We start from the raw sequence: 14,953 nt of genomic DNA, 5'->3' as shown, positions 1-14,953 counted from the left end.
GTCATGAAACATACACAATACATAGTACTCATATATTCCTTATTATGGATAGTATCCGCTTGTAAACAAACAGGCGTAACACCCGACATACAAACAAGTAAATCAATAAATATCTTTCCGGACTACACGGGAGTCACCTTTCCCTCTAATATTGCCCCGCCCAATTTCCGCATCATGGAAAAAGGAGAAGAATATTATACGGAGATAGGTAATCAAAATCAAATCTATACCCGATTGAGAAGTAAACAACCATCTGTCGTTATCCCGCAAAAAAAGTGGAAAGAGCTTTTAAACGATACTACAGGAAATATGTTTTATATCCGTATCTGTATACAACAGGACAATAAATGGATACAATATCCGGATATTATAAATAATATTTCAAAATCGCCAATCGACCCGTATCTGGCTTACCGTCTCATCTATCCGGGATATGAATTATGGAATCAAATGGGAATTTACCAACGCAATTTAAGCACATACGAAGAGAGTCCGATTATCGAAAATAAATCCGTAGAAAAAGGATGTATAAACTGTCACACATTCTGTAAAAATTCGTCCGAAACCATGATGATCCACATACGTGGTAAAATGGGAGGAACGCTTATAAAGCAACAGGAAAATTTCAGCAGGCTGGATATAAAAACGCCTGAAATGAACAACGGAGGGACTTATGCCGCCTGGCATCCGGCAGGACGGTATCTGGCATTTTCAGTCAATGAAATTCAGCAATATTTCCATTCTACAGGCCCCAAAGCAATCGAAGTAGCCGATTCCGAATCAGATCTGATCATTTTAGATACAAAAACAAACCACTTAATTACCTCACCGGCAATTTATGGCAATGAGTGGATGGAAACATTCCCTGCATGGAATCCTGACGGGACTATGCTTTATTTCTGCCGAAGTAAGGCTATCGATAAAAAAACACCTCTAAGTAATATACGATATGACCTGTACAGAATCTCTTTTAATGCAGAAAAAAGAGACTTCGGCTCTCCTGAATGTGTCTATAAAGCCTCAGAAAAGGGGAAAAGCGTCTCTTTCCCCCGTATTTCACCGGATGGAAAATATCTGATGTTTACTTGTTCTGATTACGGAAACTTTTCAATCTGGCATCCGGAAAGTGAACTGTACTTATTAAATCTGGAAACAAACGAAATACGTAATATGGAAGAGGTGAACAGTACGGATGTAGATAGTTTTCATACCTGGTCGTCTACCGGCGAATGGTTCGTTTTCAGCAGCAAACGACAGGATGGTCTATGGGCTCATCCCTATATCGCCAAATTTGATACTCAAACGGGGATGGCATGCAAACCTTTCGTTTTACCTCAGGAAGACCCGGATTTTTATCTCAAATTCACTAAAACATTCAACTTGCCGGAACTGATCACTGCACCCGTAAAAAACAGAGATCAACTAATCCGTAAAACCCGGAATAATAAAGAGACAGTGAACAGAGAGGTACTTTTTCGGTAGAAAATACAATTAGTAATATCAAAAGAAATTATCCAAGAGAAGAAAAATATAAATCACTTAGTTCTAACAGAACTATTTTATAACGTCGCCACAAATATAGTATATTTTTTATTATCAATGACTAATTATATTAAAATTAATCGCGATTCATAAGGAATAAAGCCCAATATGTTAATTAATAATTATTTAATTAAGTTAATACCATACTTGTCGTTTTTTACCAATTCCCACTAATACACTGATAGGCTTTTGATTACATATTATACACCAGACATAGTTCTGTTAGAACTATGATAACCTTTAATTAGTATTAATTATTAATCAAAAAACACATGAATTACAGGTCTATGTTAAAGCAAAAACAAATTTCTTTGCTTTTAATCGCACTTGCTTTTCCTGTTTCTGTAACCACATCATCCTTGTACGCAGCTACAACAGATGTATCTATTACCCAACAGAAAAAAGCCATAAGTGGAGTCATTTTTGACGGAACAATGAATGAACCGCTGATTGGTGCCAACGTCATTGTCAAAGGTACCACCAATGGAACTGTTACAGATTTGGATGGTAAATTCACTCTGGAAGCAAATCCCAATGACATCCTGGTCATCAGCAGCATCGGTTTTAAAACTATTGAGGTCAGAGCCTCGGAAACTACCAAAGGGAAAATCATCCTGAGTGAAGACTCACAGGCTCTGGATGAAGTTGTCATTGTCGGTTATGGTACACAAAAGAAAGTAAACCTGACCGGGGCCGTCGCCTCTGTAAGTTCTGAAGAATTGAAGGAGCGCGTAAATACGAATGTCTTGGCATCCGTACAAGGACAAGTTCCGGGCGTAACAATCATCAGCCGCCCGGGTGCAGCACCATCCATTAACTTCCGCGGCCGTGGTAACCTGGGTACCTCATCACCGCTCTTCGTGATTGACGGAGCAATTGCCGATGCTACCGTATTTTCTGCTCTTGATCCGAACACTATCGAAAGTGTATCCTTCCTGAAAGATGCCGCCTCTTCCGCTATCTACGGCTCACGTGCCGCTTATGGTGTTGTCATGGTTAAAACCAAAGGAGGTAAGGAAGGTGACCTGAAGATAAACTACAACGGATACTTCGGTGTAAAGATGGCAACCTATACACCGAAAGTTCTTAGCTCCGAATGGTATGCCCGATTGGCAAATGAAGCCGCATTAAATGACAATCCTAATGCACAAGTTCCTTATACAGATGAAATGATCCAGAAATTCCGCGACGGATCCGATCCGGATATGTACCCGAATACCAATTGGTACGATCTGGTATTGGACGATGTATCCACAATCACAAAGCATTCGCTGAGTTTCAGTGGTGGCAACAAAGTAAAATACTACACAGGTTTAGGATATACATTCGATGACAAATTCACACCGGGAGCAAACAGCAACCGTTACAACCTGACAACGAATATATCTTCCGACATCAAGTCATGGGTTTCAATGCGTGCCAACATCAATTATATCCAGGACGACAACAAATCAGATAAAGGAGGAATCAGTTACGTGGAATTACTAACCGTCCCATCCACGTATGTTGCCAAACAAAGCAACGGAGAATGGGGTAGTTATGAAGGAGGAAAACCTGCTTCTACGGTAAATATGTTACGTAACCCGTTACGCAAACAAAACCAGGGTAACTGGTCGAAAAATAAGACAACCAATACGCTTTTGAACCTGGCGCTGGACTTCAAACCCGTGAAAGGTCTTGTTTTAACCGGCGAAATGATCTATAAAGTATATGATTACAAGGGAACTACTTACGATGCCAGTACATCTAAGATCAAAGACTTCAAGACCGGGTTGGAACTGAACGGTTCACAGACAGACGAGTCGAAAATGACTTACGAATGGATCGAACATAACCGATTGACTTATAACGGACTTGCCAACTACGAATGGAGTAATGACAAACATAGCTTCAATGTATTAGCCGGTATTTCTTATGAGCATTATCAATACCAGAAACAAAAATCGTATCGCAAAAACTTCCCGACAAACAATATGACCGACCTGAATGGCGGATCAAGCGCACCGAACGACACCGGTACGGAAGGTGGTTCAAACGAAAATAAAATGCTTTCATACTTCGGGCGTATCAACTACAGCTTTATGGATCGTTATCTGCTGGAAGCCAATTTACGAACAGACGGTTCTTCCCGTTTCCATAAAGATAACCGCTGGGGGATCTTCCCCTCATTCTCTGCCGGATGGCGTATCAACCAGGAAGCATTCATGCAGGATATAAGCTGGATCAATAACCTGAAACTCCGTGCTTCATGGGGTATGTTGGGTAATATTAATAATGTAGGCGACTACGATTATTTCTCCACTTATCAACAAGGTGGTAACTACAATTTTGAAGATGGCATCGTAAACGGCATTCAGGAAGCTAAACCGGCCAATGCTACTTTAGGTTGGGAAAAGGTAACCATTACAGATGTCGGTCTGGATTTCTCTATCTTCAACGGTCTAATTGACTTCACCGGCGACTACTACAATAAAGTGACCAACGATATCCTGCTAGGTTATAACGTACCTTATGAAGTAGGTATTTATAAAGACTTTAAACCTTCACAGAATATCGGTAGCGTCAGCAACAAAGGTATTGAGTTCGGTATCACACACAATAAAACAATCGGTGACTTCTCCTACTCTGTTGGTTTCAACATGAGTAAAAACTGGAATAAAGTAACAGACCTGGGTGCATCCGACCCTATTTATGAAGATCCCTGGATCAAAAAAGTAGGTTATGCAATCGGTACGTTCTACGGATGGCGCACAGATGGCTTATTAAGCCAGGAAGACATCGACAGTGGAAATTATGTAACAGACGGTATGACTCCACAGGCCGGTGACATTAAATATGTCGATAAAAACGGAGACGGAAAACTGGATGCGGAAGACAAAGACTTCCTGGCCTGCGACGTTCCGGATATTACCTATGGTATCAATGTCAACTTACGTTACAAAGGATTTGAACTTAGCGCATTCGGACAAGGTGTAAGCGGCACAAAACAGTATTTCTGGCAAGAACAGGCCTGGGCATTCTCCGACAATGCCAGTCCACGTGAATATCACCTGAAGAGATGGACATTGGATAACCCGAATCCGAACGCTGCTTATCCGAGAATTTATTCCCGTACAAGCGCACACTCGACATACAATAACCGTTTTTCCGAATATTGGTTAATGAATACCGACTATTTCCGTATCAAAACAATTACTCTCGGCTACACATTCAATAAAAAAACACTGGAAGCTCTAAAAATGGATGCCCTGAAAGTATATGTGGCAGCAGAAAATCCGTTCACGATCCGTGCAGACAAAAGAATGGAAGATTTTGACCCGGAAACCGGAAACGGCCGTGGGCAAGATACAAGAGGTGTTTCTTCTATCGCACTGGGAGTTAACCTGACATTTTAATCGATTGTAAAGAATTAGACATATGAAAAATATAAATAAACTATTCAAAAGCATTGCATTCTGTACAATAATAGGTGCAACTGTCGCAAGTTGTGATTTAGAAGTTGAGCCACCCTCAAGTATTGCTTCCGAAACATATTGGACATCGGAAAAGGATGCCTGGATGAATCTGAATGTAATTTACTCCAATACTATTCCGGGTATCGGGGTTTATGACGACACCTATTCACCCGACGCATATTGCCAGTACTCATGGGAGTCAAGCGGTTCTACTTTTCTGCAAAATGGTATGAGTGCCGCTTATGATGCCGGTTGGAACTTCGAAACAATTCGTAAAGCAAACTTATTCCTATCACAAATAGAGAATTGTCCTATGGACGAAGCATTAAAAGCACGTTTCATAGCTGAAGCCCGCATAATGAGGGCATGGCAATATCTGTCGCTTACACAAACTTTCGGAAAAGTACCTCTGATCACGGAAGTACTTCCCTATGATGCTGAAAATGTGACACGTGATGAAATAAGCGTTATCCGTGAATTTATCATGAAGGAACTGACAGAAGGGGCAGCTGGTTTACCTGAAAAATATACAGGAGGTTATCCGAATGAAAAAGGCCGTATCACCAAATATGCAGCATTGTCCCTAAAGGCCAGAGCCGCATTGAATTTCGGAGACTATGCAACTGCAGAAAGTACAGCAAAAGAGATAATGGATAAAGGAGGTTTCTCTTTATTCCGCATCTCTTCATTGAACGAAGCACAGCAGAAAGAAGCCGATGAAATGGATCTGTATATTGATTTCACCAAATTCAATATCGACAAAGAAAAATTCGTAAAGGGTATGTTCAGCTACGAAGCGCTGTGGCACACAGAGAATGGCAATACGGACAACCCCGAATATATCATGACCCGTCAATATGCCGCATCCGACTGGGATTATCAGGACATGGTACGATATACGAGTATGCGCCCCAACCAGCTGGGCGGATGGTCCTCCGTCACTCCTACCCAGAATCTGGTTGACTCATATTGGGCTGTAGATGGTAGCAAACCCAACCTTCCTTCCAAAACAGAACGTGCCGCCAACTATACGGAACTGAGAAAAGAAGCGGATGAATTTATTACTACGGACAATAAAAATACTTTCCGTCTTTTTGTCGAAAATAAAGTAAAAAGCGGAGAGATCAGGAATGAAAAATACATCAGCGAATATCGTAACCGCGACAGCCGCTTGTATGTCTCCATTATGCTGCCTTTCAAAGGATGGTATGAAACGAATTACGGAACAGATTTTGCCTACGAATGGATAAAAGGAGGTAACAATGAATCTAAAACAGGATTCAACTTCCGCAAAACATTGTCTCTGGAAAATGACCCGTCCGGATACGGACAGGCCACAGGCGATTATCCTTGCATCCGTTATGCGGAAATCCTGCTGATCTTTGCAGAAGCCAGAACACAGACAACCGGTTTCGACGGACAAGTACAGGCTGCACTGAACGAACTGCGCGACCGTTGCGGGATGCCGAACGTCCCGACCTCTTTGTCAAAAGAACAGGGGCTTGAATTAATCCGTAACGAACGCAGGATCGAACTGGCTGCCGAAGGTTTCCGCCTGGATGATATGATCCGTTATGGTGCCGCCTATTGTAAAGAGCAGATCAATAATGTGGATATTACCATGCCGGACGGAGAAAAAGTGATCACAATGAAATGGGATGACCGTATGCTATTGAAAGCCATACCTCAATCTGCCATCGATTTGAATCCTCTTCTGAAGACTGATCAGAATCCGGGGTATTAACATCTGAAGCAGTGGATAAGAAGGATCCGGTAATGCCGAAATAATAAAGAAACAGTAAGTTGGGAAACAAAATTATTATTATCTTCGCCCCAAATTAACTACAAATAATTTAAAATTCATGAAGAAAAAAAGTTTAACATTATTAGTGGCTACAACCTTGGCCAGCAGTGTTCTATTTTCATCTTGCATCGGATCATTCGGCTTGACAAACAAACTTTTGGATTGGAACAGAAATATCGACAGTAAGTTCGTCAACGAATTAGTATTTATCGCTTTCTGGATTGTCCCCGTTTATGAAATCTCAGCTCTTGCAGATATACTGGTTCTGAACTCTATCGAATTCTGGAGCGGAAACAATCCTGTTGCAGATGCAGGAACCGTAAAGACAATCAACGGAAAAGACGGTGTATATACTGTCGAAACCAAGAAAGACGGATATCATATCCAAAAAGAAGGTGAAGAAAAAGCAATCGACCTTGTATTCAACGAAACAGACAAGAGCTGGAGTGTGGAAGCCGATGGCGAAGCGACTAAACTGTTAAAGTTTACTGATAACGACGAAGTGGTCATGTATTTGCCGGACGGTAAAGAAATGAACGTAGAATTGAATCAGGCAGGCGTTCTGGCATTCCGTCAGGTAGTTGAAGGCTACTCTTATTACGCTGCTAAATAAAAATACAACACTTAAAATGGGAGACTGGTAATTGGTATGTACATATAATTACCGGCCTCCCATTTTCAATAAGATACTACCAACCTAAATAAATACAAATGAAACACTCGATTAAGAAAGCAATGCTCACCGGAGCATTCGGTTGCTTCCTTCTGGGTACTGCTTTTGCTGCTCATGCGACAGCCTCCCCGGATACGAAGCCGTACTGGCAGGACATTCAGGTCGTTGCCGTAAACAAAGAACTGCCGCGCAGCTCGTTCATGACGTATGGCGACCGTTCGACAGCTCTCACTTCCAGTTTTGAAAAAAGTCCCTACTATTCATTACTGAACGGAACCTGGAAATTCTATTTTGTAGATTCATACAAGGATCTTCCGGCAAATATCACTGACCCATCCACCAGCACAGCTTCCTGGGATGATATTACCGTACCGGGAAACTGGGAACTTCAGGGACATGGTACAGCCATCTATACCAACCATGGCTATGAGTTCAAACCACGTAATCCGCAACCTCCGCTATTGCCTGAAACAAATCCGGTAGGTGTTTACCGCCGCGACTTCGAGATCCCGGCAAACTGGGATGGACGCGATGTGTATCTGCATATCTCCGGAGCAAAATCGGGAGTTTATGTGTATGTCAACGGAAAAGAAGTAGGTTATAGTGAAGACTCCAAGAACCCGGCGGAGTTCCTGATCAATAACTATCTGCAACCGGGAAAAAATGTATTGACACTGAAGATATTCAGATGGAGTACCGGTTCTTATCTGGAATGTCAGGACTTCTGGCGTATCAGCGGTATTGAACGTGACGTATTCCTGTGGTCACAGCCCAAGATTGCGGTAAATGATTTCCGCGTGATCTCTACCCTGGACGATACGTACAAGAATGGTATCTTCAATCTGGCAGTAGACATCAAAAACCATACGAAAGAAGCAAAAGACATCACCGTATCTTACGAACTGCTGGATACAAAAGGTCAGACTGTTGCCACAGCAGATAATAAGCTGTGGGTCGGAGCTAACAGCATCAAGACTGCCTCTTTTGAAAAAAATTTAAATGACGTAGCTACCTGGAGTGCCGAACATCCGAACCTTTACAAGTTATTGATGACTGTAAAGGAAGATGGTAAAGTAACCGAAGTTATCCCGTACAACGTCGGTTTCCGCCGCATCGAGATCAAACCGATTGACCAGATCGCAGGTAACGGCAAACCGTACACCGTACTGTTGTTCAACGGACAACCGATCAAGTTCAAAGGGGTGAATATCCACGAACACAATCCCCTGACCGGTCATTATGTGACAGAGGAACTGATGCGTAAAGACTTCGAACTGATGAAAAAGAACAACATCAACTCGGTTCGTTTGTGCCACTACCCACAGGACCGCCGGTTCTATGAGCTTTGCGACGAATACGGATTGTATGTGTATGATGAAGCAAATGTCGAATCGCACGGTATGTATTACAGCCTGAGCAAAGGCGGTTCACTGGGTAACAACCCGGAATGGCTGTTGCCGCACATGGATCGTACAATGAATATGTATGAACGTAACAAGAACTACCCGTCAGTAACTATCTGGTCGCTGGGTAACGAAGCCGGTAACGGATATAACTTCTATCAGACTTACCTTTACCTGAAAAACAAAGAAAAAGGTTTGATGGACCGTCCGGTCAACTACGAACGTGCCCTTTGGGAATGGAATACGGATATGTATGTTCCTCAGTATCCGAGTGCCGGATGGCTGGAAGAGATCGGTGCAAAAGGCAGCGACCGTCCGGTTGCTCCGTCCGAATATGCTCACGCAATGGGTAACTCGACAGGTAACCTTTGGGGACAGTGGAAAGCTATCTACAAATATCCGAACCTTCAGGGTGGCTGGATCTGGGACTGGGTAGATCAGGGTATTCTTGTAAAAGACGAAAACGGAAAAGAGTATTATGCTTATGGCGGTGACTTCGGTAAAGATATGCCCAGCGACGGAAACTTCCTTTGCAACGGCCTCGTCAATCCGGACCGTACCCCGCATCCGGCAATAGCAGAGGTGAAATTTACGCATCAGAATGTCGGTTTCGAAGCTGTTAATGCAGCAAACGGTGTATTCAAGATCACGAACCGTTTCTACTTCACCAACCTGAAAGATTATATGATCACCTATACCGTAAAGGCCAACAACAAAGTAATCAAGAGTAATAAAGTTTCACTCGACCTGGCTCCGCAGGCTTCACAGGAAATCACTGTTCCTGTAGCCGATTTGAAACCACAGGCCGGTACCGATTATCTGGTTGACTTTGTCGTTACTTCCACAAAACAGGAAGGTGTTATCCCGGCCGGTTACGATATCGCACAGGATCAGTTCCGTTTGCCTATCGAAGCCGAAAAGGTAGCTTATAAGGCAGGTGGTCCTAAACTGACTGTATCTGAAGAGGGAGATAATGTAAAAGTAACTTCTTCTAAAGTCAACTTCGTATTCGATAAAAAAGCAGGTGTCGTTACTTCTTATAAAGTAGGCGGAACAGAATATTTCAACGAAGGTTTCGGTATCCAGCCGAACTTCTGGCGTGCACCTAACGATAACGACTACGGAAGCGGTGACCCGAAACGTTTGGAAATATGGGAACTATCCAGCCGCAACTTCAACGTGACGAATGCTTCTGCCGAGATCGTCGACGGTAATGCGATCGTAAACGTCGATTATAAATTACCGGCCGGCAACCAGTTCCTGATCACTTACAAGATCTATCCTGACGGTGTTATGAATGTAGCTACTCATTTCACTCCGGCTCATCTGGATGGCGTGAAGATCGGTATTTCCGAAGCAACTGCCACGGCAACATTCTCCCCGGGTCGTGATAAGGTAAGCGGTCGCGACAAGATGGTCGTTCCCCGTATCGGTGTTCGTTTCCGTCTGCCGGTTACGATGGATCAGCTGGAATACTTCGGACGCGGTCCGCTGGAAAATTATTGGGACCGTAAAGCCGGTTACATGATCGGACAGTATAAGAGTACGGCTGAAGAGCAGTATTTCCCCTATGTTCGTCCGCAGGAAAACGGTCATCATTGCGATACCCGCTGGATCACTTTAGGCGGCAAAGGCAAGAACTTGTTGATCGTTGCCGACGATGAAATGGAATTTAATGCGATGCGTAATTCCGTGGAAGATTTTGATGCCGGAAAGACTACCAACCGTCCGTACCAGTGGAACAACTTCACACAGGAAGAGATCGACAACCGTCCGAACCTCGGCCCGTACGACAAACCTCGCCAGACACACATCAACGATATTACTCCGCGTAACTTCGTAGAAGTATGTGTCGACCTGAAACAACAGGGATTAGCCGGTTACGACAGCTGGTATTCTCGTCCGGAACCTGAATACACTTTACCTGCCGACCAGGAATACAAGTGGGGCTTCACTTTAATCCCGGCTTCAAATGCGAACAGTGCACAAAAGAAAGCAGGTTATAGCTACAAATAAATAAGTGTCAATATAAACAGGAAAGCGGTCTCCGATTAATGGGGCCGCTTTTTTATTTGTCGTATCTACAATGTAAAGCCAAACCTCATCTGTGAATAAACGGGACACATCAACACAACAAAAGTTTTTCAAAATAATTTCTTCATTCCTTCATCTATTGCTTAATCGATTGATTACCGATATATTACAATGAATGATTTTGGGACAGCATGAAGGTTATGATCTTTCTTTTGGAAAAACACTTCATATTTCTGCTTAAAGTCAGTACTATTCCGGTTGAATCTGTTCGGCAAAGAGTAGCATCTAAATAACAAACAACAAGTAAAGAACTAATTACTTATTATTCCGAAAGTTACTAACTTTCTATTGTTTGTCATCTGTCGAACGCTTATTCGACAGCAGTCAAACAAGCGTTTGCCAACTGTCAAACAAGCGTCCGACAAATGGGAAACAGAAAAAAAGATATAATAACGGACCTAAGAGATTACCGGATATATGCTAGAATACTATAAGTTTACAGACAATCCTTCGAAAGAAACCTACTCCTTTTACAGCATCGAATAATATCATCTATGAATAAAAAAAATCAAAAATAAAGGAAGTATCCTTCATCTTAATTAAATACCTTCATCTATAAAGATTAACAATCAGCAAATTACGTAGCAGATGAAGGAATGAAGGATTTATTGTGAAAAACTTTTGTTGATATGTTTAAGATCACATCATGAAACTATATAAAGCCAGCCGTATATCCGAATAACGGAATATATACCCGGCAGAAAGTAGCCGGGCAGGATAAGCCTGCTGTCCTTTGGTGACCACCTCCGCACCTTCCCCATATACATATTGGAAAACTTTCCGGGGAATAGTCAACCATGCCGGACGATGCATCACCTCGGCAGTAACTTTTGTAAAAGCCCGGTTTGTCAAAGGTTGGGGAGCAACGAGATTCACGATTCCCGACAAGTCCTTATGATCGATAATAAACTGAATGGCATGCAAAACATCTTCTATATGTATCCAGGAGAACCCTTGTTTTCCGGAAGCAATCTTTCCGCCGACAAAGAAACGGAACGGCAACAACATCTTAGGCAACGCGCCTCCGTCTTTTGCCAGGACAACCCCGAAACGTGCAATAACCAGCCGGATATCTCTCGACAGCTTCTGCGCCTCATCTTCCCAACGGATACAGACATCAGCCAGGAAACCCGTTCCTTCCGACGTACTGCTCTCCGAATAAATACCCTTATCCGGATAAATACCGACGGCAGAAGCAGAGATGAACACTTCCGGCTTCACCTCCATCCCATTGATGATCGAAACCAATCGCCGGGTCGTATGGATACGGCTGTTCAGTATTTTACGCTTGGCTTTCCGGGTCCAGCGCTGGTTGATAGTAGCTCCCGCCAGGTTGATTACGACATTGCATCCGGTCAGTGCCTGCCTCAGTTTCTCATCCGACCTCGAACGGAACATCGAATGTTTCAAAGGGACAACAACATTTCCTCCGGCAGATAAAAACTCTGTCAGATGCCGTCCTATAAAACCTGAATTACCGCTGATTGCAATTCTCATCTCCTTCTTCATCTATTTATTATTCAATAATAAAACAAGAAGGATTGATTGTTTGTTGTAACTAATTGGATGACAATTGTATTAAAGGTTGTAATTCTTGTTCAAAAATATCTTTACTGATGATACGGTAATGCGGAGAGTAAGTCTCTTCGAACACTTTACTGTGATGACCGACATATTCACCCCGGTTCAAACGGTCGTCGATCTCTTTCCTATCACTTTCATAGTCCGGTAAGGTAAGCTCCATCGAACGGATAATTGCTTCAATCCGGTTCCATTCTTTTTGCCATTCGGCAACGGTCACAGGCCGGATTCCGTTCACACTACGGATAAATGCATCAAAAAAGGTCTGGTAAGGAATTTGCCCGTTCTTTATGACGGACAGGTTTACCCGGTAGAAGTTGCCTTCCCAACCGGTCGACTCTGCCAGTTCACCTTCTGTTTCCGTATAAGAAGCCATTTCACGGCGCAAATAATTTCCGGCAGCAGTCGTATCGCTGATAATATGTCCGGGACCGAACTTATCCTGAAAGAAATTCTTATACAGATCTTTCAGCGTCGATTTCGGATAAGCCTGCATCTGCCGTTCGACAGCCGTACGGACGGCTTTATCAAAATCAACCTTCTCCGCAGCGGAAACCCACAGGCAGAGAAGGCAGAAAAAGGATATAAGCAGATTTCGTTTCATGCTTATTTGATTACATCTTTTAAAGTATTATGCAATTCTTCACCTGTGATATTCTTGGCAATGATCACACCGTCAGGATCCAGCAAAACATTAGCCGGAATGCCACGGACACCATACAAGGCCGGTATTTCCGAATCCCAGTATTTCAGGTCGGATACATGTGTCCAGGTCAGGTTATCATCAGCGATGGCCTTCAGCCATTTATCTTTATTATTATCCAGGGAAATACCGATGATCGTGAAGTTCTTATCCTTGTAATCCTGGAATGCTTTCACGACATTCGGATTCTCGCGACGGCAAGGAGGACACCAGGATGCCCAGAAGTCCAACAAAACATATTTACCACGGAAGTCGGACAAGGAAACAGCTACTCCAGCCGTATCCGGTAAAGAGAACTCAGGTGCCGTCTTACCGATCTGTACGTTTTCCAATTGACCGATGATGCCATCCAGATCCTTCACATAAGGACAGTTAGCCAAAGCCGGAGAGATTTTGGAACGAGTAGCCTTCAACTGATCCAGCGGTAGCTGATACGTAAAGTAACGGTACAGATAGAAAACTGCAGCCGGAGAGTCAGGATATTTGCTGATCAGGCTATCGATATCGAACCCGTTCTCAAAGACCTTGCTCTGGTTCTCCTGGAAAATCACATTAACAGGAGAATTCTGAACGATAATTGTCTCACCGTCATTACCGATCGTTACATCCATAGTAGTGTTCTCAACAAAAAGTTGTACCGGATAATTCATATCCTCGGTAGCCAGACCATACAACAGAGGCTGGTCTACTTCACCCTTGAAGGTGAATTTACCATCCTTAATCTCGGCTGTATCCACATCAAAGAACATTTTATTACGGAAGGATTTCAGATAGATCTTGCCATCAGGCATATTCTCCACTACTCCGTTTATTACATAACCTTTGGGCGTTTCCTGACAGCTTGCCAACAGGAACAACGCCATAACCATCATTACAAATTGTTTCATTTTTGCTTTGTTTATTGTTTAGTATCGGGATGATGATATCTTCCTTTCTTCAGGGTAATCTTACCATATTCGATGGCACGAACCGGACAGCGATGGATACAAGCGACACATTGTACACAGGTATCAGACCAGACAGGTCTCCCGCCGGTCAGCGTGATCGTTCCGGTCGGACAAACCCGCTCACACAGGCCGCATGAGATACAGTCATCCGTCACCCGAAAAGAATTCTTCCCTATGGCAAAGTTAGTAAAAAGAGGATATATCCAGTAGCTTTTCAGTCCCGGCAGGCTTCCTTTCTTGTATAAATTAACGTTTTTACCTTCCCGAATAGCGGCAACAATAGTATCGACAGCCGAAGGGGCGTCTTTCAGTTTCTCTTGTTCCACCTCTTTGCTATCGACATCGAAACCCGGTAACAGGATATAATTGTTCGGCATAATGACTGAGTAACTATCGGTCAGTATAAGACCTTTCTTTTTCATAACTTTCCGCATTATATCATCCGTATAGCCACATTCGTCGCCACAGGTTGAGATAGAATAAACCGGTTGTTTATCGTATCCGGTCAGCTTCAAACCAGAGATAAAGCGAATTACAGGAACAGCTGGTCCCCAGGAATGCACCGGGTAAACGAACAGCACTTTCTCGTCTTCCCTGAGCGGACAGACAAATTCCTTTTTACCTGTTTTTAACTCCTCTGCTATCGAAACAACAGGCTCTCCCAAAGCGATGCCCAAAGCATTCGCAACCCAACGGGAGTTCCCGGTTCCTGAAAAGTAAAATATCATACGTGTATTTCTTATTTGGTCAC

9 protein-coding genes are annotated in these 14,953 nt (G+C 43.1%); 5 read left to right on the top strand and 4 right to left on the bottom strand.

The features are described from left to right. Positions 1-3: 3 nt before the first annotated feature. The 5 genes from DWX23_RS07725 (at position 4) to DWX23_RS07705 (ending at position 10,893) form a co-directional block, all read left to right on the top strand. A complete protein-coding gene (locus tag DWX23_RS07725; protein ID WP_122374054.1) occupies positions 4-1,482 on the top strand; it encodes a PD40 domain-containing protein in 1,479 nt (492 codons plus the stop codon). 347 nt (positions 1,483-1,829) lie between these two features. Next, positions 1,830-4,937, top strand: a complete 3,108-nt coding sequence (locus tag DWX23_RS07720) for a TonB-dependent receptor (protein WP_122374053.1) — start codon at positions 1,830-1,832, stop codon at positions 4,935-4,937. A 22-nt stretch (positions 4,938-4,959) separates the two neighbouring features. Beyond that, the gene (locus DWX23_RS07715; RefSeq protein ID WP_122374052.1) at positions 4,960-6,741 is read left to right on the top strand and encodes a RagB/SusD family nutrient uptake outer membrane protein; all 1,782 of its coding nucleotides are present in this window, start codon (positions 4,960-4,962) and stop codon (positions 6,739-6,741) included. A gap of 118 nt (positions 6,742-6,859) precedes the next feature. Further along, entirely contained in the window at positions 6,860-7,414 is a 555-nt protein-coding gene (locus tag DWX23_RS07710; RefSeq protein ID WP_122352946.1) for a DUF3332 domain-containing protein, read from the top strand. 98 nt (positions 7,415-7,512) lie between these two features. After that, positions 7,513-10,893, top strand: a complete 3,381-nt coding sequence (locus DWX23_RS07705) for a glycoside hydrolase family 2 TIM barrel-domain containing protein (RefSeq protein WP_122374051.1) — start codon at positions 7,513-7,515, stop codon at positions 10,891-10,893. 717 nt (positions 10,894-11,610) lie between these two features. Here DWX23_RS07705 and DWX23_RS07700 read toward each other — a convergent pair. From DWX23_RS07700 to DWX23_RS07685, 4 genes are read right to left on the bottom strand one after another with little or no spacing between them, the layout of a single operon-like run. Continuing rightward, complete coding sequence (locus tag DWX23_RS07700) at positions 11,611-12,480, bottom strand: TIGR01777 family oxidoreductase (protein ID WP_233564292.1); 870 nt, start codon at positions 12,478-12,480, stop codon at positions 11,611-11,613. A 49-nt stretch (positions 12,481-12,529) separates the two neighbouring features. After that, positions 12,530-13,156, bottom strand: a complete 627-nt coding sequence (locus DWX23_RS07695; protein WP_122374050.1) for a hypothetical protein — start codon at positions 13,154-13,156, stop codon at positions 12,530-12,532. 2 nt (positions 13,157-13,158) lie between these two features. Then, the gene (locus DWX23_RS07690) at positions 13,159-14,142 is read right to left on the bottom strand and encodes a TlpA disulfide reductase family protein (protein WP_122374049.1); all 984 of its coding nucleotides are present in this window, start codon (positions 14,140-14,142) and stop codon (positions 13,159-13,161) included. An 11-nt stretch (positions 14,143-14,153) separates the two neighbouring features. Further along, positions 14,154-14,930, bottom strand: a complete 777-nt coding sequence (locus DWX23_RS07685; protein WP_122374048.1) for an EFR1 family ferrodoxin — start codon at positions 14,928-14,930, stop codon at positions 14,154-14,156. Between the last annotated feature and the right edge of the window lie 23 nt (positions 14,931-14,953).

Source organism: Parabacteroides sp. AF18-52, assembly GCF_003479145.1.
Lineage (GTDB): Bacteria > Bacteroidota > Bacteroidia > Bacteroidales > Tannerellaceae > Parabacteroides > Parabacteroides faecis.
This window is presented reverse-complemented; position numbering and strand designations above follow the sequence as displayed.

Coding starts and splice junctions, on each gene's coding strand:
- DWX23_RS07725 (WP_122374054.1), top strand. CDS start 4: ATGAAACATACACAATACATAGTACTCATATATTCCTTATTATGGATA.
- DWX23_RS07720 (WP_122374053.1), top strand. CDS start 1,830: ATGTTAAAGCAAAAACAAATTTCTTTGCTTTTAATCGCACTTGCTTTT.
- DWX23_RS07715 (WP_122374052.1), top strand. CDS start 4,960: ATGAAAAATATAAATAAACTATTCAAAAGCATTGCATTCTGTACAATA.
- DWX23_RS07710 (WP_122352946.1), top strand. CDS start 6,860: ATGAAGAAAAAAAGTTTAACATTATTAGTGGCTACAACCTTGGCCAGC.
- DWX23_RS07705 (WP_122374051.1), top strand. CDS start 7,513: ATGAAACACTCGATTAAGAAAGCAATGCTCACCGGAGCATTCGGTTGC.
- DWX23_RS07700 (WP_233564292.1), bottom strand. CDS start 12,480: ATGAAGAAGGAGATGAGAATTGCAATCAGCGGTAATTCAGGTTTTATA.
- DWX23_RS07695 (WP_122374050.1), bottom strand. CDS start 13,156: ATGAAACGAAATCTGCTTATATCCTTTTTCTGCCTTCTCTGCCTGTGG.
- DWX23_RS07690 (WP_122374049.1), bottom strand. CDS start 14,142: ATGAAACAATTTGTAATGATGGTTATGGCGTTGTTCCTGTTGGCAAGC.
- DWX23_RS07685 (WP_122374048.1), bottom strand. CDS start 14,930: ATGATATTTTACTTTTCAGGAACCGGGAACTCCCGTTGGGTTGCGAAT.